The organism is Serratia sp. JSRIV002 (assembly GCF_019968725.1).
GTDB lineage: Bacteria > Pseudomonadota > Gammaproteobacteria > Enterobacterales > Enterobacteriaceae > Chania > Chania fonticola_B.
The window spans coordinates 1,044,505-1,065,571 of sequence record NZ_CP074143.1 but is presented as its reverse complement, the minus strand read 5'-3'; the positions used below and the strand labels follow the sequence as shown (position 1 = coordinate 1,065,571).

19 protein-coding genes and 2 pseudogenes are annotated in these 21,067 nt (G+C 53.1%); 7 read left to right on the top strand and 14 right to left on the bottom strand.

Annotated elements, in window-relative coordinates; translation table 11 throughout:
- Positions 1-16 precede the first annotated feature (16 nt).
- Positions 17-1,138 carry a hypothetical protein gene (locus tag KGP26_RS04875; protein WP_223498907.1) on the top strand — a complete coding sequence of 374 codons (1,122 nt, stop codon included), beginning with the start codon at positions 17-19 and terminating at the stop codon, positions 1,136-1,138.
- A 366-nt stretch (positions 1,139-1,504) separates the two neighbouring features.
- Positions 1,505-2,130: pseudogene (locus KGP26_RS04870) on the top strand (Fic/DOC family protein).
- Here the strand turns inward: KGP26_RS04870 and KGP26_RS04865 are convergent.
- The gene (locus KGP26_RS04865; RefSeq protein WP_172413946.1) at positions 2,127-2,294 is read right to left on the bottom strand and encodes a hypothetical protein; all 168 of its coding nucleotides are present in this window, start codon (positions 2,292-2,294) and stop codon (positions 2,127-2,129) included. The pseudogene KGP26_RS04870 and the gene KGP26_RS04865 sit on opposite strands and share 4 nt — an antisense overlap.
- Before the next feature lie 551 nt (positions 2,295-2,845).
- On the opposite strand from KGP26_RS04865, the gene mutS reads away from it, so the two are divergent.
- Positions 2,846-5,401, top strand: coding sequence for a DNA mismatch repair protein MutS (gene mutS, locus KGP26_RS04860; protein ID WP_223500876.1), 2,556 nt, complete (start codon positions 2,846-2,848; stop codon positions 5,399-5,401).
- Between the two features lie 125 nt (positions 5,402-5,526).
- Here mutS and rpoS read toward each other — a convergent pair whose 3' ends face one another.
- The 8 genes from rpoS to KGP26_RS04820 form a co-directional block, all read right to left on the bottom strand.
- Positions 5,527-6,525, bottom strand: a complete 999-nt coding sequence (gene rpoS, locus KGP26_RS04855) for an RNA polymerase sigma factor RpoS (RefSeq protein ID WP_024484093.1) — start codon at positions 6,523-6,525, stop codon at positions 5,527-5,529.
- Between the two features lie 54 nt (positions 6,526-6,579).
- Positions 6,580-7,560, bottom strand: a complete 981-nt coding sequence (nlpD, locus tag KGP26_RS04850; protein ID WP_172413947.1) for a murein hydrolase activator NlpD — start codon at positions 7,558-7,560, stop codon at positions 6,580-6,582.
- A gap of 267 nt (positions 7,561-7,827) precedes the next feature.
- A complete protein-coding gene (locus KGP26_RS04845; RefSeq protein WP_115160389.1) occupies positions 7,828-8,454 on the bottom strand; it encodes a protein-L-isoaspartate(D-aspartate) O-methyltransferase in 627 nt (208 codons plus the stop codon).
- On the bottom strand, positions 8,448-9,209 hold the full coding sequence (gene surE / locus KGP26_RS04840; protein WP_094982108.1) for a 5'/3'-nucleotidase SurE: 762 nt from the start codon (positions 9,207-9,209) through the stop codon (positions 8,448-8,450). Before surE ends, KGP26_RS04845 begins: the two co-directional genes overlap by 7 nt.
- 295 nt (positions 9,210-9,504) lie before the next feature.
- Positions 9,505-10,689, bottom strand: a complete 1,185-nt coding sequence (locus KGP26_RS04835; RefSeq protein ID WP_223498905.1) for a CfaE/CblD family pilus tip adhesin — start codon at positions 10,687-10,689, stop codon at positions 9,505-9,507.
- A 10-nt stretch (positions 10,690-10,699) separates the two neighbouring features.
- Positions 10,700-13,363: a TcfC E-set like domain-containing protein gene (locus KGP26_RS04830; protein ID WP_223665095.1), complete on the bottom strand. Its 2,664-nt coding sequence runs from the start codon at positions 13,361-13,363 to the stop codon at positions 10,700-10,702.
- Positions 13,364-13,480: 117 nt separating this feature from the next.
- Positions 13,481-13,978, bottom strand: coding sequence for a CS1 type fimbrial major subunit (locus KGP26_RS04825; RefSeq protein WP_094982111.1), 498 nt, complete (start codon positions 13,976-13,978; stop codon positions 13,481-13,483).
- A gap of 82 nt (positions 13,979-14,060) precedes the next feature.
- Positions 14,061-14,786, bottom strand: a complete 726-nt coding sequence (locus KGP26_RS04820) for a fimbrial protein (RefSeq protein ID WP_172413948.1) — start codon at positions 14,784-14,786, stop codon at positions 14,061-14,063.
- Positions 14,787-15,210: 424 nt separating this feature from the next.
- On the opposite strand from KGP26_RS04820, the pseudogene KGP26_RS04815 reads away from it, so the two are divergent.
- Positions 15,211-15,357 (top strand): annotated as a pseudogene (locus KGP26_RS04815) (hypothetical protein); the annotation flags it as partial.
- Positions 15,358-15,414: 57 nt separating this feature from the next.
- Here the strand turns inward: KGP26_RS04815 and truD are convergent.
- Genes truD through ftsB form a run of 4 tightly spaced genes read right to left on the bottom strand, consistent with a single transcriptional unit; the run spans position 15,415 to position 17,981 of the window.
- A complete protein-coding gene (gene truD / locus KGP26_RS04810) occupies positions 15,415-16,461 on the bottom strand; it encodes a tRNA pseudouridine(13) synthase TruD (RefSeq protein WP_166734129.1) in 1,047 nt (348 codons plus the stop codon).
- A gap of 3 nt (positions 16,462-16,464) precedes the next feature.
- On the bottom strand, positions 16,465-16,938 hold the full coding sequence (ispF, locus tag KGP26_RS04805; protein WP_021179414.1) for a 2-C-methyl-D-erythritol 2,4-cyclodiphosphate synthase: 474 nt from the start codon (positions 16,936-16,938) through the stop codon (positions 16,465-16,467).
- Between the two features lie 11 nt (positions 16,939-16,949).
- Positions 16,950-17,657: a 2-C-methyl-D-erythritol 4-phosphate cytidylyltransferase gene (ispD, locus tag KGP26_RS04800; RefSeq protein ID WP_094982113.1), complete on the bottom strand. Its 708-nt coding sequence runs from the start codon at positions 17,655-17,657 to the stop codon at positions 16,950-16,952.
- Between the two features lie 3 nt (positions 17,658-17,660).
- Positions 17,661-17,981, bottom strand: coding sequence for a cell division protein FtsB (gene ftsB / locus KGP26_RS04795; RefSeq protein WP_039995518.1), 321 nt, complete (start codon positions 17,979-17,981; stop codon positions 17,661-17,663).
- Between the two features lie 392 nt (positions 17,982-18,373).
- Here ftsB and KGP26_RS04790 point away from each other — a divergent pair, with 392 nt between their 5' ends.
- From KGP26_RS04790 to KGP26_RS04780, 3 genes are all read left to right on the top strand, one after another.
- Positions 18,374-19,144 carry a basic amino acid ABC transporter substrate-binding protein gene (locus KGP26_RS04790; RefSeq protein ID WP_218519861.1) on the top strand — a complete coding sequence of 257 codons (771 nt, stop codon included), beginning with the start codon at positions 18,374-18,376 and terminating at the stop codon, positions 19,142-19,144.
- An 83-nt stretch (positions 19,145-19,227) separates the two neighbouring features.
- Positions 19,228-19,995 carry an amino acid ABC transporter permease gene (locus KGP26_RS04785; protein ID WP_059199800.1) on the top strand — a complete coding sequence of 256 codons (768 nt, stop codon included), beginning with the start codon at positions 19,228-19,230 and terminating at the stop codon, positions 19,993-19,995.
- A complete protein-coding gene (locus KGP26_RS04780) occupies positions 19,979-20,701 on the top strand; it encodes an amino acid ABC transporter ATP-binding protein (RefSeq protein ID WP_071682246.1) in 723 nt (240 codons plus the stop codon). The genes KGP26_RS04785 and KGP26_RS04780 overlap by 17 nt, the downstream gene beginning before the upstream one ends.
- A 48-nt stretch (positions 20,702-20,749) precedes the next feature.
- On the opposite strand, the gene KGP26_RS04775 is transcribed toward KGP26_RS04780, so the two are convergent.
- Positions 20,750-21,067: a DUF3561 family protein gene (locus KGP26_RS04775; protein WP_179256326.1), complete on the bottom strand. Its 318-nt coding sequence runs from the start codon at positions 21,065-21,067 to the stop codon at positions 20,750-20,752.

Genomic DNA, 21,067 nt, shown 5'->3' with positions numbered 1-21,067 from the left:
TAGCTAGGACAATAAAGTGAAAAACAGCGCCAGTACGCCAAAGCCTACTCTATATTGCCACCGCTGCTGCGCACTCGGCCTGCTGGCGCTGTTATTGAGCCTGACCCCACCAGCCGTTCTGGCAAAAACCATTATCATGGGTAAAGGGACGGGGATTTTGTGGGAAGGTCTGCCGTTTACGGCAAGCTTAAGTGGCTCTATGGAGCATGCACGCCTTAATGTCAAACACGGGCTATTGGCTGTTTCTTCAAGTAAGGGCAGTTGCCAAGGGACTGGTTTTCTGAAGGTCATTGCGGGTTATCCAGCCCTAGAGATAGCACCGGGCGTGGGGCTCATACCCAGAGCCAGCGGTCAGGTAGGCTATTACACCTTTATGGGCAGCTTCGTTTTGCTATCCGGTACGCTGGGGCTGCCAGAAACCAAAGGGGTAAGCAGCAACGGAACTCAAGTAACCTCACCTGAGGCTTATAGCTGGTGCCTGCCGCCAGCAATGACTTCTCAGGAATATTTTTATTCCCCTTCCACGACTCGTGCTGCCGTAATATCGGGTACCTGGGTGCTGGTTGCCGATGGTCAACAGAAGGCTGCCGAAATAACCTTACCGGAGATGTATGCTGCCAGTTTCTCAGAGGTAGCGGCTGGGGATAGAAGAGCTTCAATCCTCCCGTCCGCTATCAAGCTGCGCATATCCACGCTCGAGTGTGCGGTCAATACCCCCATTTCAATCGCCTTTGGCAACGTGATGAAGGACCCGCAGGCCGGGGCCGAGCTGGCCGTGCAATCCTATCCACTCATCACCAGTTGTGGACAATCCTCCGACTTTATCGATGCCAATATCAACCTGCAGTTCCGGCCGTTAACCGGCCTGTATCAATCAGTCCCGAGCCGTTTGGCGCTGCGCGAAGGCGACGGTTATATCACCGGTGAGATTGATAACGGCGTGACCGGCAGTGGAAGCTGCAGTGCCACCAGCGGGCTACCGTTCGATAATAGCCAGCTAAAAATCGGCCGTATCACCAAGGCGGAAACCAGCCTGAATACCACCCATCAGGTGACCTGGCGCTTGTGTTCGGGGGGCAAAGATCTGCCGCTTGGCAACGTTAGCGCCGCTGCCGAAATGCTGGTGACGTTTAATTGAGGTCTGTCCCCCTTCACTTCTGATTGACTTGCGCTATGGCAATCTTAATCACCATTAAATAGCTAGGTTGCGTAGTGCTTCCAATTTTTGACTGTGACAGCCGATTGCCCGCTGGGCTAGTATAACGGCTGAAAATCAATCCCGCTGTCTATGGCATGCAACCTTCAGATCTTGCTGGGTTCAGCCTGGCTTTTTTCTGTTGATTTGGTCATTGGTTAGCACTGATAAATAACGATTATTTTAGAAAATAAGGACAAACCCTGCTTTCGCCGACACTCCATTAACTGGCTGATTTTATGAGTATTGTACTTAACTGGTTGAACGCTATACTTTCATCTCCACCCGTCACCACTCCCGAGCATACTCATGAACCGATACCACGTTTCTGGCAGCGAAGGGCAGTATGAGAAAGATTCTGACGAACAGGTTTTAGCGAATAAACTCGGGATTGCCGATCCTGACGAGATCGATGATGCCGAGCTGGTGCTACTGGAGCAGCTCTACCGGTCTGTTTTTGAAGAGCACTTTCCGCTGGGACAGCTCACCGTTGGGATGCTAAAAAACTGGCACCATCGCTGGTTAGGCAACATCTATGAGTGGGCGGGACAGGAAAGGACCGTCAATATCAGCAAAGGCGGCTTTATGTTTGCTCCCTGCGCACAACTGCCCAAACTGCCCAAACTGCTGAACGAGTTCGATATGAAATACCTCGCTCGTTACACACCCTGTACAGGCATGAGCGAACAAAAGCTGATTGAAGCTATCGCAATAACCCACTTGGAACTAATCCTCATCCATCCCTTCAGAGAAGGAAATGGGCGTTTGTCGCGACTATTAGCCGATGTGATGGCGGTTCAGGGGGACTATAAGCCTCTGGATTATCAAAGCTGGGAACAGAACAAAACCCAGTATATCTCGGCTATTCACGCGGGTATGTCATTAGACTACGAGCCGATGAATACTGGGTCAGTGAGGCTTTAAGAAGGGATTAGGCAAGGCGAAGATGCGCAAACTTTTTGCGCGCAACTGCCAGCGAAGCTTCAACCTTGGCTGAGGGCTGGCCTGTTTCAATTGCCGTTGACGTCGCCACAGAACGCACAATGTCCGTGCGAGACGGCTTAGCGTATGTCACCTGCTCTTTTTTGTTAGTGCTCATAGCGACTCCTGATTAACTCATCCATTGGTTACAGTATATCAAGGATCGTAGAGAACTGCTGCCATTAGCACTTATCTTGTTCGAAACTCCAAGCGACCCTGCTTTTCTTCTTTCAACTCTGTATCAGGGCAGCGCCCTTCATTGTCAATTTGTTTTAGTTCTTGCAACCTCATACGAGCCATTGCAAACGTAGTTTGCGTAGCGCTTCCAATTTTTGGCTGTGACAGCCTATTGCCCGCTGGGCTAGTATAACGGCTGAAAATCAATCCCGCGGTCTACGGCATGCAACCTTCGGATCTTACTGGGTTCCGTCTGGCTTTTTTCTGTTGATTTGGTCATTGTGCAGGCTTTAAGTGACAAAGGTTTGCCAGCCTGTTTGCTGGTCATATATGCTCGTTCCCTTGACCAACCGATTGATTTATTTGAGCAGCGCTGGCTGTTGCTCATCCTGAACGTTTTGGCGGTTTTTTTAATGAGGCGACGTGATACCCAATGATGCCAATGAATATCACAATCAAATTTAAATTCAATGGATTGGAAACGGTAACGTTATGACTAGCAACGAAAAATTGGATTCGCACACCCCAATGATGCAGCAATACCTGCGCCTTAAGGCGCAGCATCCCGAGATCTTGCTGTTCTACCGGATGGGGGATTTCTACGAGCTGTTCTATGACGATGCCAAACGCGCCTCTCAGTTGCTGGATATCTCGCTGACCAAACGCGGAGCCTCGGCTGGGGAGCCGATCCCAATGGCGGGCGTACCTCACCATGCAGTGGAGAACTATCTTGCCAAGCTGGTACAGCTTGGGGAATCGGCCGCGATCTGTGAGCAGATTGGCGATCCGGCCACCAGCAAAGGCCCGGTCGAGCGTAAAGTGGTGCGCATCGTTACCCCTGGCACCATCACCGATGAAGCCCTGCTGCAAGAGCGCCAGGACAATCTGCTGGCCGCCATCTGGCAGGATGGCCGCGGCTTTGGCTATGCCACCTTGGATCTCAGCTCCGGCCGCTTCCGCGTCGCCCAGCCAGAAGATCTTGAAACCATGGCGGCCGAGCTGCAACGAACCCACCCGGCAGAACTGCTGTACCCGGAAAACTTCGAGCAAATGGCGCTGATCGAACAGCGCCACGGCCTGCGCCGCCGCCCACTGTGGGAATTTGAGCTGGACACCGCACGCCAGCAGTTGAACCTGCAGTTCGGCACCCGCGATCTGACCGGCTTTGGCGTCGAGCAGGCCCATCAGGCGCTGCGCGCGGCGGGCTGCCTGCTGCAATATGTCAAAGATACCCAGCGTACCTCGCTGCCGCATATCCGTGGCCTCACCATGGAGCGCCAGCAGGACGGCATCATCATGGATGCGGCCACTCGCCGTAACCTGGAGATCACCCAAAGCCTGTCCGGCGGCAGTGAAAATACCTTGGCCGCCATCCTCGATCGTACCGTTACCCCCATGGGTAGCCGTATGCTCAAGCGCTGGTTGCATATGCCAACTCGCGACGTCCAGGTGCTGAACAACCGTCAGCAAGCTATCGCCGCATTGCAGCCATTGAGCAGCGAGTTGCAGCAGCCACTGCGCCAGGTGGGCGATCTGGAACGTATTCTTGCCCGTTTGGCACTGCGCACGGCTCGCCCACGAGATCTGGCCCGCATGCGCCACGCCTTCCAACAGTTGCCGGATATCCGCGCCCTGCTGGAAAACGCTGATGCACCACAGATGCAAAAGCTGTTGTCACAGGTCGGCCAGTTTGACGAATTACAGGCACTGCTGGAGCGCGCCATTGTGGAATCCCCACCGGTGCTGGTCCGTGATGGTGGCGTGATTGCCCCGGGTTATAACGAAGAGCTGGATGAATGGCGGGCGCTGGCCGACGGTGCTACCGACTATCTAGATCGCCTGGAGATCCGTGAGCGCGAGAAGCTGGGCCTGGATACGCTGAAGGTCGGTTTCAACGGCGTGCATGGTTACTACATTCAGGTCAGCCGTGGGCAGAGCCATCTGGTGCCGATCCACTATGTGCGCCGCCAAACGCTGAAGAATGCGGAACGCTACATCATTCCCGAGCTGAAAGAGTATGAAGACAAGGTACTGACCTCAAAAGGGAAAGCCTTGGCGATCGAAAAAGGGCTGTATGACGAGCTTTTCGATCTGCTGTTGCCGCACCTGGAGCAACTGCAACAGAGCGCCGGAGCCTTGGCCGAGCTGGATGTGTTGGCCAACCTGGCAGAACGTGCCGAAACGCTGAACTACGCCTGTCCGACCATCAGTGAACAGCCAGGCATTCGTATAGTCGATGGCCGCCATCCGGTGGTGGAGCAGGTGCTAAGCGAACCCTTTATTGCCAACCCGGTTTCCCTTTCACCACAGCGCCGTATGCTGATTATTACCGGCCCCAATATGGGCGGTAAAAGTACCTATATGCGGCAAACGGCACTGATTGTGTTGCTTGCGCATATCGGTAGCTATGTACCGGCGGCAAAAGCCACCATCGGGCCGGTGGATCGTATCTTTACCCGCGTGGGCGCGGCAGACGATCTGGCCTCTGGCCGCTCTACCTTTATGGTGGAAATGACCGAGACCGCCAATATTCTGCATAACGCCACGGAAAACAGCCTGGTGTTGATGGATGAGATTGGCCGTGGCACCTCCACCTACGACGGGCTTTCCTTAGCCTGGGCCTGTGCAGAAAACCTGGCCAGCCGCATCAAGGCCATGACGCTGTTTGCCACCCATTACTTTGAGCTGACCACCTTGCCGGAGAAAATGGAGGGCGTGGTGAACGTGCATTTGGATGCGCTGGAGCACGGCGATACCATCGCCTTTATGCATAGCGTGCAAGATGGGGCTGCCAGTAAGAGCTACGGCTTGGCGGTGGCGGCGTTGGCTGGTGTACCGCGTGATGTGATCAAGCGTGCGCGCCAGAAGTTACGTGAGTTGGAGAGTCTCTCCAGCCAGACGGCGGCGGGTACGGTGGATGCGACTCAGTTGACGCTGTTGAACGAAGAGGTGTCACCGGCAGTTGAAGCCTTGGAAACGCTGGATCCGGATTCTCTTTCGCCACGCCAGGCGTTGGAGTGGATCTACCGGCTGAAAAGCCTGGTGTAAGTCAGATATCGACGACGTTCTGCCCTAGACAAGGGTAAATCGCCGTCAATCACAGCAAATCGCAGGCATAAAAAAACGGTGAGCACATCAATGCTCACCGTTTTTAGTTTATGTCTATAACGCGTTTATTCGCGGAACAGTGCCTCAATACTCAGGCCCTGCATCTGCAGAATTTCACGCAGGCGGCGTAAGCCTTCAACCTGGATCTGACGAACACGCTCACGTGTCAGGCCAATCTCACGGCCAACATCTTCCAGCGTAGCCGCTTCATAGCCTAACAGGCCGAAACGGCGAGCCAACACTTCACGCTGTTTGGCGTTCAATTCGAACAGCCATTTGACGATGCTCTGTTTCATATCATCGTCTTGCGTGGTGTCTTCAGGCCCGTTGTCTTTCTCGTCGGTCAGAATGTCCAACAGGGCTTTCTCTGAATCCCCACCCAACGGCGTATCGACAGACGTGATACGTTCGTTCAGGCGCAGCATACGGCTGACATCATCAACCGGTTTGTCGAGTTGCTCCGCAATCTCTTCAGCGCTGGGTTCATGGTCCAGTTTGTGAGAAAGCTCGCGCGCGGTGCGCAAGTAAACATTCAGTTCTTTGACGATATGGATCGGCAAACGGATAGTCCGGGTTTGATTCATGATCGCCCGTTCAATCGTCTGGCGGATCCACCAGGTCGCATAGGTGGAAAAACGGAAACCGCGCTCTGGGTCAAACTTTTCCACCGCACGGATCAGACCAAGGTTACCCTCTTCGATCAAATCCAGCAGCGCCAGGCCGCGATTGCTATAACGACGGGCAATTTTCACTACCAGCCTCAGGTTACTTTCTATCATGCGGCGGCGGGACGGCACGTCTCCGCGCAGTGCACGCCGCGCAAAATATACTTCTTCCTCTGCGGTCAGCAGAGGGGAGTAACCGATTTCGCCCAGATAGAGCTGCGTGGCATCCAATACGCGTTGGGTAACACCTTGAGACAACAGCTCGTCTTCCGCCAAGTCATTCTCGCTGGTCTCTTCTTCTACCTGCGCTTTTTCATCGAATGACTCAGCCTCCATGGCGTTCTCATCGAAATCTGCATCGTCATGTAACTCGTTAACTTTCAGCGTATTTTGGCTCATAAAGCGGCTCCTACCCGTGATACCGCGAGCAGAATACAGCGCATTCTGCCCAATCTATCGCTGCGGAAGATAACGCAGCGGGTTTACGGATTTCCCCTTGTAACGAATCTCGAAATGCAAACGTACTGAACTGGTTCCGGTGCTTCCCATCGTTGCTATTTTCTGCCCCGCCTTCACTTCTTGTTGTTCCCGGACCAGCATGGTGTCGTTATGGGCGTAGGCACTCAAGTAATCATCGTTGTGTTTGATGATGATTAGATTACCGTAACCCCGTAAAGCGTTGCCTGCGTACACTACACGGCCATCGGCGGTAGCGACAATCGGCTGCCCACGGGAACCAGAGATATCGATGCCTTTGTTCCCACCTTCCGATGAGGAGAAGTTATCGATGATCTTACCGTCAGTTGGCCATTTCCAGGTGCTTACTGGGGCACTGTTGCTGGCGGTGCTGCTCGCCGATGGCGTAGCGGCTGGTGCGGTAACAGGAGCTGCGGCTGAGCCTGCCACTACGGCTCCTGATGCAGGTAACATTTTACCTACATTCTGTTTACTCGAGTTATCAGAATACGCGTTCGTTGATTGAGAATCAACCGTTGCAGTTTGTATCTGAGTGGAAGAAGGCGGTTTTGACACCGTACCATTACCGCCAGCTAACATCCCACCGCCGCCGTTGGCAGAACCGCTCCCCAGCTGCAGGGTTTGGCCGACTTCCAGGCTGTATGGCTGTGGAATATTGTTGCGTTGGGCCAGATCGCGGAAATCGTTGCCGGTGATCCAGGCAATATAGAACAGCGTGTCGCCACGTTTAACGGTATAGGTGCTACCACCGTTATAGCTCCCTTTAGGGATCGAGTTATAGCTACGGTTGTAAACAATACGCCCCTGTGATGCGTTGCCGCCACCAGAGTTAGCCGATGCGGCGGCTCCACCACCACCGACACTGCTGATAGGTGCCGAGGTAGAATTTTTATCCGAACAGCCAACTAACCACACACTTAACATCGTACACACCGCAACTCGGCGTAAAGAACTCATTGGGCTTCCCGTGCTCATGCTTCCCCCATGACAGCAATATCAAAAAATACCTTATACATCGTAGCCGAGCTTTATCGTTCTACAGCACAAGGTTTCCCCGGCCGATCCCTGAAAACCAGAAGATCACCCACCAGGGAGCTAAAAAACCGTGGTGCCAATGCTAGCCACATTGGCACGATCACGCCATAAGACAACGACATACTGGAACAATTCTAATGAAAATTAATATTATTCAACTTATTTATCCGTCACTTTGATCTGCACAGGCTAAGCCAGTTCGCCCTTGACCAAGGGAACGAATCGCACTGCTTCAACGGCATCAATGGAAAACTCACCGCCCCGCCGCTGAATGCATTGCAGTACCTGGGCCTGTTCGCCCACCGGCAACACCAAAATGCCACCGTCGTCCAACTGCTGCATCAACGCCTGCGGGATCTCCGGTGGTGCGGCCGTCACGATGATCGCATCAAAGGGTCCACGCGAACTCCAGCCTTGCCAACCGTCGCCATGACGGGTCGAGACATTGTGCAAATCAAGCTGCTTGAGGCGACGCTTGGCCTGCCACTGTAGCCCTTTGATGCGTTCAACGGAGCAGACATGCTGCACCATATGCGCCAGGATCGCGGTCTGATAACCGGAACCGGTGCCGATCTCAAGCACCCGCGAGGTTGGCTGCAAATTCAGCAGCTCGGTCATGCGCGCGACCATATAAGGTTGCGAGATGGTCTGCCCTGAACCAATAGGCAGTGCCGTATTTTCATAGGCCTTATGTGCTAAAGCTTCATCAACAAAACGCTCACGCGGTACGTTCTCGATTGCCTTGAGCAGCCGTTCGTCCCTGATACCCTGCTGGCGCAGCTGTGCCAGCAGCGTTTGTATGCGTTTGTTCACCATTCCCCGCTAACCTCTGCTTTGGTCAACCATTTTGATAGCACATCTTGCGCCCCGTAGGCGGTCAAATCCACCTGCAAAGGCGTGACCGACACGTAACCCTGATCCACGGCGGCAAAGTCCGTGTCTGGGCCCGCATCGAATTTATCCCCCGGCGGCCCGATCCAATACAGCATCTGGCCACGCGGATCTGGTTGGCTAAACACCTTGTCTGCGGGATGCCGGCTGCCACAGCGGGTCACGCGTATCCCTTTAATTTCCGACAACGGTAAATCAGGGACATTGATATTCAGAATTTTACCAGTACGCAGCGGTTCTTGTTGTAACGCGCGCAATATACGGCAGGTGACTACCGCCGCCGTCTCATAATGCTGATGACCATTGAGCGATACTGCCAACGCGGGCAACCCCAGATGGCGGCCTTCCATCGCAGCAGCCACCGTGCCGGAATAGATAACATCATCACCCAGATTTGGCCCGGCGTTGATACCGGACACCACGATCTCCGGTGCTGGCAGCATCAGTTGGTTAACGCCAAGGTAGACACAGTCCGTCGGGGTGCCCTGCTGCACGGCGATATCGCCGTTGGGCAACGTCAGCGTACGCAGCGGCGACTCCAGCGTCAGCGCGTTAGAGGAACCACTGCGGTTACGATCGGGGGCCACCACCTGCACTTCGGCAAACTCGCGCAACGCCGCCGCCAGTATCTGGATACCCGGGGCGCTAACGCCGTCGTCGTTGCTCAGTAGTATTCTCATATTGCAGTTAAACAACTTTCTTGCTGAAAGCGATAAAACGAGGATTTTGCCCTATTTTATTACATCTATCTGTTTTTAATGAAATTTTCAATAGTAAGCCCAACCCACCGTGTTACCCATTGTGATTTGCGTGGTACAGCAAGGCTTGCCTTGCTGTTGCTGATAGTATTGGCCAAAATGGCCAACTATGCGATCTACTATACAATTCAACGGTCATCAGTGGCAAACGGGGCAGGATAGTCCCTCGGCAAAGGGGCTGGAGTGATTAGCTGAGGTGGGTCGTTAAATTCCCAGGTTATGGGGCCGTCTGGGTGGTTGGCGTATAAATAATGCGTAGCTGGCCGGTATAATCCCCCGCCGTTTTATCCGCCATTGAAAAGGCTGGCGTTGTCAGGGTCAGCGGGGCCGGCACGCAAAATGTCGGAGCACCACCGCCAGGTAACACCACCGGCCGCTGGATATTACGGCGATTGGTATCGATCCAGATGACCTCTTTGCCGTTGGCGATCTCTTGTACTGCCCCAGTGGTGGGATTGATCACGCTGACCTGGTAGTCCAGCCGGTTACTGGCCTTGGTTTTATCACCACCACGGCGATAAAGGGAGAATCGCCCCCTTAATCGTCCTGAAGCGGTCGCGCCTTCATCCTGAAATAGCAGACTGATGCGGTTACTGGTCGAGTCAATACCGTCATAGAGACACATATCCAGGCTGGAGCTACCGCTGATGTTCATGCCGCTATCGCCTCCTGGCCGAGTATTCAGATTCAGGTTAACAGACGGTATCGAAGTCGGGAAGGCGGGTAGATAAATCTGATGATTACCATAATCCGTCACGTTAAGAGTCAGACTCGCCTTCCAGGTAACGCGGAAAATGCCTGGGCAACCGTAGGCAGATGCACTGCAATCATCCCAGGCTTTCACCTGCATCTTGAGTTCAGCGCGCCAAACACCGGCATCAGATAGTTTGTTCAACTCGGATGCGGGAATAAAAGTACTGAATCCCTGGGAACCCAAAGCGGCGCCGCTGATCCAGGAACTATGTTTACCCGTAGCTTTAATAGAGGTGACCAGTAAATTTTTGGTTTTCCCACTACTATGGGTAAAGCGCAGCGTCAGATTTTTCGAAGTATTATTGTTAAGACTATCCCACCACCACAATTTTACCTGACAGGCACCATTGGTTGGATCGGTCTCGGAATAGCACGTTAGGGCGTTAATCATATCCTTGTCTTTGCAATCAGTAGTCGTATTACATTCGCCATCATCAGTACTCCCGCCGAATACCCGCTCCCAGATATAGATATTTGCCGGCAGGCTCATACGATCAAAAGTGATATTTACCTTGGTATCCTGTGCCTGTGGGGCGATACTGGCACCGTACGCCTGTATGCTCAGCCCCCCCAGTAAAACGCACAGGTTAAGAGGGTTAATGGCTCCCGCAATGACAAATTTAAAACCGCTGATTATTTTCAATAACATCAATCATTACCTAGTTCATTTTCATCGCTACCGGCACTTCAGAGCCATGGCCCTGCCGCACGGTCATCAATTGCGCCTGCTTCTGCTCGGCTGGCGGTATGTTAGCCAGGGTCACCCCGGCACAGCGGGTAGTACCGACATAGCGCACCACGTCACGCATGGCCTGCACTGTCATGGCACACTGATAGAACTGTGAGCCACGCATCAGATACAGCTGCTTCATCGGCCGGGTGGTTTCCAGGCTAAAACCGCCTTCACCCAGTGGCGTCCAGGACAGCACGTTAAGCGGAATACCGTTAACCAACGGCTTATCCTGCTCATCCAGCATTTTTCCCAGCCAGGTATAGCGTGAAGTGACCTCGATATTCCGACGCAATACTTTGCCCGGCACCATAAACGCAGTACGCGTTCCCGCCCCTCGGCGGATTTCGCTGCTGATGCCGGTGGGCGCCTTCAGTGATTCGTTGATATCAACGTTGGTTGGCTGATAGCTCGGTACGGTAAACAGCGCCCGGCTGTTACTACGCACGTCTGTTTGCCCTCTACCGTCTATCATGACGTTGACCTGCGAGGCGCGATTCTCTTCCTCTGAGTCCACTCCAACGGTGATCGCGGAGGCCGGGCGGCCATCCCCCCAACGTCCCCAATAAAGCCCGGTGCGATCGACCAGCAAAGAGGAGCTATAGCTACCGCTGCCACTAACTGCATGTCGGTTCGCCACTTTGGCATAAGCATCGCTGACAGTTAAACTGCCGTTACCGTATTGCCCACTGGCACGAGCGTAGGTTGAAGCGCTCAGGGTCTTGCTATTGACGCCATAAATCGACGCCCCCAACTCATTTTGACCGCTCTCGTCAATATAACGGCTGTAGCTGGCGTTATAACTGAGCTGCCCTGCCCCACGTTGGCTATTCTGGTAGTTGGCTCCGAGTGAAGTATTGCTGCTGACGTCATTGCCACCGCGGCGCCCGGAGAACGACAGGCTGATATTGAGGTAGCCGCCTTTATCGGTTCTCTGCTGGCCGCTATCGTTACGTATAAAAGCGCTGACACCGGTGTTGATATTCATCTCGTTAACTGTAAAGGAGCGGCTGACCCCCGTCTGCCAGGTGTGGCTGCGTGAACGGGTTTCATATATCCGTTCCCAAGGCACCCCACCTTGATGGTCACCATCACTGTCGGACAGTTCACTGCGATAGCGGTAACGCCCTTCACTGCTGTTAATCGAATAGCCAACGTTGGCGTTCCATTGCGCAAAGGGCATCGAAAACATCAGGTTGGTGCTTTGGTAACAACCGCTAAAACCGTAGTTCAGCCCCTGAGAATTGCAATCAGGCACCGACATGGCTGAACGATAGAAACTCAATGAGAAACCATCGTTGTAATTGATTTGCTGAATATTTCCCCGGGCACCGTCGCTGCCAGACAGATAACTGGTACGAGCCGTCATTATCCCGTCCAACGGGCCGCTGTTAAAACCGTGGATCCAGTCCGCCGCCCCTTCCCAGTAGTGGACGTCACTCTGCACCGTGGTCCCCGCCGTCAGCGACAACGTATCGGTTAGCGGCATACGCAGCCCGCCCTGCACCACACGCCGGTCGTCCCCCGTACGCTGCGAGTCGCGATCAACCTCAGCCCCGTATTGCAGGAACCACTGAAAAGTATCCAGTGAAGACACGCCAGTGTTGGTGTAAGGGACTGTTTCTGTTCTGACCAGCTGATTGTCCTCATAGACACGCAGCGTAATGGTATAGCTACCGCTGGGGAATGCGCGCGTATCCAGCTCCTGTGCTCCGGCATTCAGGTAAAAGGAAGACAGTAGCTGTTCATCACGATAAGCGTCGATACGTGCGTTACGCGACAAGAATACCGAAACCGGGGTTCCCCGGGAAACCTGCGTCTGGTTGATCCAGGCCAGGGTCGACCCCGCCCGTAACCCACGAATTTTTCCAATCGGCAGTTGGCTCAGGTTGATATTCCCCCCCGAGTTGCTGAAGATATCGCGAGAGTCCATCATGCCACCTTGCAGGTAGAAACGCTGCCACAAGTCCTGCCTAAAATAGGCATTGTTCATCTCTATCTGCTGATGGTTGGCATGGCGATAGCGCTGCCCCAGATAGAGCCAGTCGGCATTAAGATAACCACTTTCAGTAACGCCCAGTGAACCAGTCCCCTGGACCGACAACGACTGATAGTTTTCATCAGCAACAAAATTGAGGTTTTGCTGATGGAGAAACGCATTTTCACTTTCCACACTCGCCTGATAGAAACTGCTTTCCGCGTCTTTTTTCGGTAAGTACTGACGATCAAGAAACAGGTTAACCCGCGAGTTATTTTCGTCATAGATGATGCCAACTGTCTGGGTTTCCAGATAGTCACAACTCGGGGCATTGCCGTTACTGCTACAGGCAAGGTTACCGTTACGCAGCAATGGCTGCCCCAACGCGGCACTCAACTGCACCCTCAGCCCTGGATCGTCGTTGAACTGCTGTTTTACAGCATCAATCAACTCCGCTGGCTTTATAAAGACAACATGTTCAAGATTGATATTGGCTTCATAAAGCCCGAGAGACTTGCCATAGAGTGATACATCAACCCAAAGAACCTGCCCCTGAGCCAACACCTCAAAACCTGGGGGAATTCTTTGGGTAACCGCCAGCGCGACATTTTGCACGCTCAAAAGTCCCAGAAACAATCCTGTAGATAGGCTAACGCGATAAACCATTATCCATCCCTGATAAATATGGGGCTAAAAGACGCCCCATGAAACATTAGAATACCCCGGCTGGGTTTAAGGAGCTTTTGTCGCTTGAGTGATAACCAGGCTGACAACACCAGAGTAGGTGCCAGTAGCAACAACATTTTGAGTGGCCTGTGCAAAACGCAGTGGCAAGACTTCAGAACCATTATCGATTCCCACAGGGAAGAGAGTCGCCGCATCCAGCATCTGGTCGGCGGTAGTCAGTACCTTATCACCCAGGGTTACGGTCAATGGGATCTTGTTCTCTCCATTGACATCCGCCAGGGTCGCCGCACTTACCAGGCGGATATTAACACCCGCAGTGGCACTGTTAGACCAAACCTTGGTATTCAGTTTAAAAGGCGACAGGCCTTTGCCTGGCAGATACTGCATATCGATACTGCTTGGCAAAGCCGTATTATCTGGCTGCGTCATATCAATCGTCGTATCCACGTTGGCATTCACAGTAATATCTTTTCGAATAGCCTGGCTTGAAAATGCGGTTGCCATGATTGAAACAACTAACAGTGGTTTAATTAACTTTTTCATAAAATCTCCATTTTATATTACAAACACATCCAACTTACTTTACATCCCCTATAAAAATAGGGCCCATGATTTAACTCTAAACTTACTTATTTATAGATAAATCAATTTCTTCAACACTCTTTTTGATCCAGTTAAAATAGCGTGCTTTATACTTCTTCCCTGGCTTTACCATAAGGGAAGCAATTTTGAGCTCGGTTCCTGGATATACCGTAGTCGTTTCTTTTTTCCAGTCACAGACGCCGGCCAAATCACAGACGCCGACCTCACGTAGTGGAATACGCAGCGTACCATCATTGATCACCATGCCGCGCTGCGCATCCAACGCCAGGCTGGTAACGACCTTTTTAGGCGCAACGTGGACCAAGGCTCCCCATACCAGGCTGATACCCACCTTACCTGTAGCCGCCTGTGTGCTAGCAGCATTGGTGTTATCATCTAATCCTGACACACCCTCAAAATAGACCCGCCAGGTGGTTTCCTTTTCCGGTAATTCCAGGGCGACTAGTCGTACAAGACGTTGACTACCCGCCGAAATTGCCAGTTTATTTGGTGTTATCACCAACGAGCTTTTGCCGAGTTGCTCAACGCTCACTTCTTTTTCTTGTTCAGTTCCAGCATTTATTATTTGTTTTTCTGTTACTTTGACGAACTGAACCCCATCGCTTTGCGACATAACTCTTATTTGAGCGGCCCCATTTTCGCCGATCCCTAATTCCATAGGATAAACATTCATATTGGCCAATGCAGGGCCTGAACAAATAGAAAGAATAGCAATGCCGAACAGGCATTTAATAACACTGAGTTTCATGATTAATCCGCAACGAGCGCAATGAGAGGCTCTTTCCAAATTTAAAAAACAAATACAGCAGAGACCAGCCTGATTTGTTTATCTTCCGTAGATTTGATAGCAATTATAATGACCACCAATAGCTCAGATCAATATAATAATAATAATAATATCCATCAATGTAACCCATTGATTAATATTATAATAATTTTTAATTATATGGAGTTATCAAGTGATAAATTACAATTAAGCACTAAAAAAACAAGTTAAGGTTTCAATTAATAGCGCGATATCAGGAATAAACAACGTTGCAAAACAGGCCGCTGACAGCGTTCTTTCGCCTCACTCAGGCTCTGCTGAATGTATCGAAACTTTGCTATATATCGAGTTTGGGTCACGTATCATCCCGACAACATCAGGCAAATGGTGGGCAAAACAGCGGTTCACGCTTCGGGATGATGATGGCCAGGTTGCAGAGGTTATGGCCATGCTCCGTGCGCTGAATAAGGTGACGAAAGAGGGATTTTATTGCAGGGGATTGAATCAACTATCTGATGTATTCAACAAAGCCGTTCAATTCCGTTCAGGCTGAACTCCTTTCAGCCCAAACTGGAAAGCAAGGATTAAGAGGTGAGGATCAAGCTGGCAGTCACTCGGCAATATCCGCCTCATCGCTAGCCAATTGCATTATTTCGCGCACTACGCTGGTAGCGAAACTGCCTGCTGGTAACCAGAAACGTAATTCCACGGTGACATCATCCCACCAGCTCCACTGCATTTTCTGCGGCTGTAGCAGCAAGGCCCGCCGCGCAGGCTCTACACGCTCACGCTTTAATAACGCCATCAGCTCTGGCTGTGACACCAGACAAGCTTGTTCAAAGACCAATGCTTCCCCGGCAGTACCGGGTTCACCATCCCCCGGCAATGGAGCCGTGATCATCAGTTCACCCGCGTCTAACCGTTGTTGCAGGGTGGCTAACTCTTCCGCTTTGGCCACGAACCAGCTCCCGCGCCCGGCCAGCTGTAACGCATCCCCTTCCAGCACCGTTTGTTGCTGTTGGTTAGCCAAACGCTGGCTGGCAATGAAGTTGAACAACGCACTGCGGCTGGCGGACAGGTAGAAGCTACGTTTGCTGCGCTCCTTAACCCGGATCTCATCGTTGGCCCAGCGGCGCGCCATCGTCAGGTTGTTGCCCCCACGGCCAAAGCGCTGGCTGCCAAAGTAGTTCGGCACGCCACCCGCCGCGATAGCCTGTAAACGCTGCTCCACCTCTTGGCGATCGCCGATCTGGCGTAGCACCAGGGTGAATTCGTTCCCCTTCAACGTACCGATGCGCAGCTTGCGTAGGTGGCGAGCGGCCTGTAGCACTTCGCAGCCTTCCAGCGCAAACCGGCTGAGATCGGGAGATTCTTTCCCCGGCAGATGCAGACAGAACCACTGCTCGGTGACTGCATGGCGATCTTTCAAACCGGCATAGCTGACCGAACGGGCATGAATGCCGGCAAACTTCGCCAGAGCGTCCGCCACAAACTGGGTGTTGCAGCCGTTCTTGCGGATGTTCACCAGCAGGTGCTCACCTTCACCATCTGGGGTAAAGCCCAGATCCTCAACCACCACAAAGTCTTCCGGGTTGGCTTTCAGCACGCCGGTAGCCGCTGGCTTGCCGTGCAACCAGGTCAGATTGGCCATGTCCATACGTTATTCCTTGATCAACAGGGCAACCGCTTCGCAGGCAATGCCTTCGCCACGGCCGGTAAAGCCCAGCTGTTCGGTGGTGGTCGCTTTGACGTTAACGTCATCCATATGGCATTGCAGATCTTCCGCCAGGAAGATGCGCATCTGAGGAATGTGCGGTGCCATCTTCGGTGCCTGCGCAATGATGGTGACATCCAGATTACCCAGACGATAGCCCTTGGCACGAATGCGTTTCCAGGCTTCGCGCAGCAGCTCACGGCTGTCCGCGCCTTTAAAGGCCGGATCAGTATCCGGGAACAGCTTGCCGATATCCCCCAACGCCGCCGCCCCCAGCAGAGCATCGGTGGCCGCATGCAGCGCCACGTCACCATCGGAGTGAGCCAGCAGTCCTTTTTCATAAGGAATGCGAACACCGCCGATCACCAACGGCCCTTCGCCGCCAAATTTATGGACATCAAAACCGTGACCGATACGCATGATGCGCTCCTTTAGTTGTTCAACTGAGTCAAATAGAACGCCGCCAGCGCCAAATCCTCTGGCCGCGTCACTTTAATATTGTCCGCACGCCCCGCCACCAGCAGCGGATGATAACCGCAATGCTCCAGCGCCGAGGCTTCATCGGTTACCGTCGCCCCTTCATCCAGGGCGCGTTGCAGGCAGAGTTTAAGCAGTTCCAGCGGGAACAGCTGTGGCGTCAGTGCATGCCACAAATCCTGGCGTTCCACGGTGTGCGAGATGATGCTTTGGCCCACCTGCGCACGCTTCATGGTATCACGCACCGGCGCGGCAAGAATGCCGCCGACCTTACTGTGTGCCGTGATCGCCAGCAACCGCTCCAGATCGTCAGGATGCAGGCAAGGGCGGGCAGCATCATGTACCAATACCCAGTGCGCGTTGCCAGCCAGTTGCAGCCCGGCCAGCACCGAATCGGCGCGCTGTTGCCCGCCTTCAGTGACCAACACCCGCGGATCGCTGGCGATCGGTAGCGTTTTAAACTGTTGGTCTTCGGGGCTGATAGCCACGATCACCTGGGTAATACGCGGATGACGTAACAAGGCGTGGATGGCGTGCTCAAGAATGGTTTGATGGCCGATGGTTAAATATTGCTTCGGACAATCGGCCTGCATACGGCTGCCAATACCGGCAGCGGGCAGGACGGCGATCACCTGAGGGGAGGAGCCAATGGATGGATTCATGCGTTACTTCGGTGGGTTGTTCTGTGTGGCAGACGCCGCATTGCGTCCGGAAGATTCAGGCACCAGACGATAGAAAGTCTCGCCGGGCTTGATCATGCCCAGTTCATTACGTGCGCGTTCTTCTATCGCTTCCTGACCACCGTTCAGGTCGTCGATCTCGGCAAACAGCTGATCGTTACGCGCTTTCAATTTGGCATTGCTGCTCTGCTGAGCCGTAACGTCATCATTGACCCGCACATAATCGTGAATACCATTCTTCCCCAGCCACAGCGAATACTGTAACCAGCCAAGCAGCGCCAGCAATAGCAGCGTCAGTTTTCCCATCTCCGCCCCCTAAAAAAAGCGCTTAATCATCCCACAACTTGCCGTTTGACTCCACACCAGCAGCGGCTTTTCACCTGCAGCCCTCAAGCGTAATCAGAACTTCCTGAGTTTAGCGCCTGATTGTCGCCTGAAAGCGGCATTAAATCCAGGCAGGCATAACGTGCACCGCCCCTTGCGTCAGTATGCAGTAAGAATAACTGGATCGATGGCATTTCCACCGACATTTACGCCAATTTTTAAATAATTATTCATATTTAACACTGTTAGCATTTTCATCATCAGGTAGGGGTTGTGTTTTTATTCATGTAAGTTTATTTTTATGCATCTAAAGTGCATAAATAAATCCAATATATAACCTTTACTCAACGACTCAACTTATTCGGGGAATGCTCATGTTAAAACGTTTAGTGCTGATTAGTGCCTGCCTGGCGGCCACTTTTTCCGCGGCTTCCTTTGCCGCAGAACCGACGTATGTTGTCGGCTCCGGCGGTACCTATCGCCCGTTCGAATACGAAAACAGCAAAAAAGAGCTGGAAGGTTTTGATATCGATGTGATCAAGGCCGTCGCCAAAGCGGAAGGTTTCCAGGTGAAGCTGGTAAATACGCCGTGGGAAGGCATCTTTGCCACCTTGAACTCTGGCGACCGCGACATCATCATTTCCGGCATCACCATTACCGACAAGCGCAAGCAGATGGTCGACTTCTCTTCGCCATACTTCCCGGCAGAGCAGGCTATCGTGGTACCGAAAGAGTCTACGGTAGACTCTATCGACGCGCTGAAAACCCTGAAGGTGGGCGTGGTTAACTCCAGCACCGGCGACATCGTGGTTTCCGACGTCTTGGGTAAGAACAGCACCGCCATCAAGCGTTTTGATAACACCCCGCTGCTGCTGCAAGAGCTGTATGAAGATGGCATTGGCGCGGCCGTGGGTGACGTTGGCGTGGCCAAGTTCTATATCAAGACCCACCCGGAGAAAGAGTTCAAGCTGGTGTCAGACGCCAAGTTTGAGCGCCAGTATTTCGGCATTGCGGTGGCCAAGGGCAACGATGAGCTGCGTAACAAGATCAACAGCGGCCTGAAGAAAATCATCGCCGATGGCACCTACGCCAAAATCTACCAGACCTGGTTCGACAGCAACGTCCCTACGCTGCCAGCAGAATAAACCGGCTGTAAATAGGGGCACAATTGACTGTGCCCCTACGCATTAGACCCACAAGTTCGCACTACCACCGTAAGGATTATATTTTGTCAGCATTCCGTTGGGAGATCATTGAGGAATACGCTCCGCTGTTTATGGAGGGTGCCTGGATGACCATCAAATGTACCATCATCTGCGTGATCCTGGGCACCACCTGGGGGCTGCTCCTCGGGTTAGGCCGCCTGGCGCAGGCACCGCACGGCATCTGGAAACCGATCCTGCACTATTGCGTGCAATGGCCGGTGCGCATCTACATCAGCGCCTTCCGGGGCACACCGCTGTTTGTGCAAATCATGGTGGTCCACTTCGCGCTGGTGCCGCTGTTTATCAACCCGCGTGACGGCCTGCTGGTCAGCAACGGTTTGATGAGCGTCGACTTCGCACGCGCATTACGTTCCGATTACGGTGCCTTCCTGTCTTGCGTAGTCGCCATCACGTTGAACGCCGGTGCTTACGTCTCGGAGATATTCCGTGCCGGGATCCAGTCGATCGACCGCGGCCAGATGGAGGCTTCACGCTCGTTGGGGATGGGCTACGGCAAGACCATGCGTAAGGTGATCCTGCCGCAGGCCTTCCGCCGCATGCTGCCGCCGCTTGGCAACAACGCCATCGCCATCGTCAAGGATTCGTCCCTGGCCTCCGCGATTGGTCTGGCGGATCTGGCTTATGCCGCGCGTACCGTTTCCGGCGCGTACGCCACCTACTGGGAGCCCTATCTGACTATTTCAGTGATCTATTGGGTCATCACCTTCCTGCTCTCGCTGATGGTGCAACACATGGAAAAAAGGTTCGGTAAAAGTGATTCGCGTACATAACCTGCAAAAACAATTTGGCGAAGCCCACGTGCTGCGCGGGATCTCCTGCCAGATCGCCCCGAAAGAAGTGGTATGCATTATCGGCCCTTCCGGCTCCGGTAAAAGTACCTTTCTGCGCTGTATCAACGCGCTGGAGACGCTCTCGGGCGGTGAGATCGACGTCAATGGCTTTGCCATTCACGATCAGAAGACCGATCTGAACAAGATGCGTGAAAGCGTGGGCATGGTATTCCAACGCTTTAACCTGTTCCCGCATATGACGGTGTTGGAAAACATCATCATGGCGCCGATGGACGTGAAAAAACTCTCCCGCAGCGAGGCTATTGAACGTGCAGAGGTGTTACTGAATAAAGTGGGCCTGCTCGACAAGATCGATGCCTATCCCAGCAGCCTGTCCGGCGGGCAGCAACAGCGTGTCGCCATCGCCCGCGCATTGGCGATGGAACCGCAAATCATGCTGTTTGATGAGCCTACCTCGGCGCTGGATCCGGAGTTGGTCGGGGAAGTGTTGGCGGTGATGAAGGCGCTGGCTCTTGAAGGCATGACCATGGTGGTAGTAACCCATGAAATGGGCTTCGCCCGCGAAGTGGCCGACCGGGTGCTGTTTATCGATCAGGGGATCATTCAGGAAGAAGGCACACCGGAGCACATCTTCGGTAACCCGACCAATCCGCGCACCCAGGCATTTTTAAGCAAAGTTTTGTAACCTTCGGCACCGCTTTGACATCTCTTGGGCGCACTGGCGCCCTTTTTATTACCAGCCACTCAGAAAGCTGAACACCAGCCAAAACAGACAGATGACGGTGATACCGGTCAGCAGCAGCGTGAGGAACAAACGCCCGCGCAGCAGCACGCTGAAGACAATACCCAGCAGCACCGAGGCTGGCATCAAAGCCAGGAAAAACGGCCAAGTATAAAGAAGGAAAAACAAGGTGTTAGAACCGTAAACTATAAAAGGCACGGTAAACGCCAGCCAATAGAAGACAAAGCCGCTGGTGCCGCCCAAAAAGGAGTACGAGGGTTCCTCTTGCTCGAGTTGGCTATCAATCACTAGTGGCGTGGCATTTTGCAT

Coding starts and splice junctions, on each gene's coding strand:
- KGP26_RS04865 (WP_172413946.1), bottom strand. CDS start 2,294: ATGAGCACTAACAAAAAAGAGCAGGTGACATACGCTAAGCCGTCTCGC.
- ftsB (WP_039995518.1), bottom strand. CDS start 17,981: ATGGGAAAACTGACGCTGCTATTGCTGGCGCTGCTTGGCTGGTTACAG.
- rpoS (WP_024484093.1), bottom strand. CDS start 6,525: ATGAGCCAAAATACGCTGAAAGTTAACGAGTTACATGACGATGCAGAT.
- ispF (WP_021179414.1), bottom strand. CDS start 16,938: ATGCGTATCGGTCACGGTTTTGATGTCCATAAATTTGGCGGCGAAGGG.
- KGP26_RS04820 (WP_172413948.1), bottom strand. CDS start 14,786: ATGAAACTCAGTGTTATTAAATGCCTGTTCGGCATTGCTATTCTTTCT.
- KGP26_RS04775 (WP_179256326.1), bottom strand. CDS start 21,067: ATGCAAAATGCCACGCCACTAGTGATTGATAGCCAACTCGAGCAAGAG.
- nlpD (WP_172413947.1), bottom strand. CDS start 7,560: ATGAGTTCTTTACGCCGAGTTGCGGTGTGTACGATGTTAAGTGTGTGG.
- surE (WP_094982108.1), bottom strand. CDS start 9,209: ATGAGAATACTACTGAGCAACGACGACGGCGTTAGCGCCCCGGGTATC.
- truD (WP_166734129.1), bottom strand. CDS start 16,461: ATGGACATGGCCAATCTGACCTGGTTGCACGGCAAGCCAGCGGCTACC.
- KGP26_RS04825 (WP_094982111.1), bottom strand. CDS start 13,978: ATGAAAAAGTTAATTAAACCACTGTTAGTTGTTTCAATCATGGCAACC.
- ispD (WP_094982113.1), bottom strand. CDS start 17,657: ATGAATCCATCCATTGGCTCCTCCCCTCAGGTGATCGCCGTCCTGCCC.
- KGP26_RS04835 (WP_223498905.1), bottom strand. CDS start 10,689: ATGTTATTGAAAATAATCAGCGGTTTTAAATTTGTCATTGCGGGAGCC.
- KGP26_RS04845 (WP_115160389.1), bottom strand. CDS start 8,454: ATGGTGAACAAACGCATACAAACGCTGCTGGCACAGCTGCGCCAGCAG.
- KGP26_RS04790 (WP_218519861.1), top strand. CDS start 18,374: ATGTTAAAACGTTTAGTGCTGATTAGTGCCTGCCTGGCGGCCACTTTT.
- mutS (WP_223500876.1), top strand. CDS start 2,846: ATGACTAGCAACGAAAAATTGGATTCGCACACCCCAATGATGCAGCAA.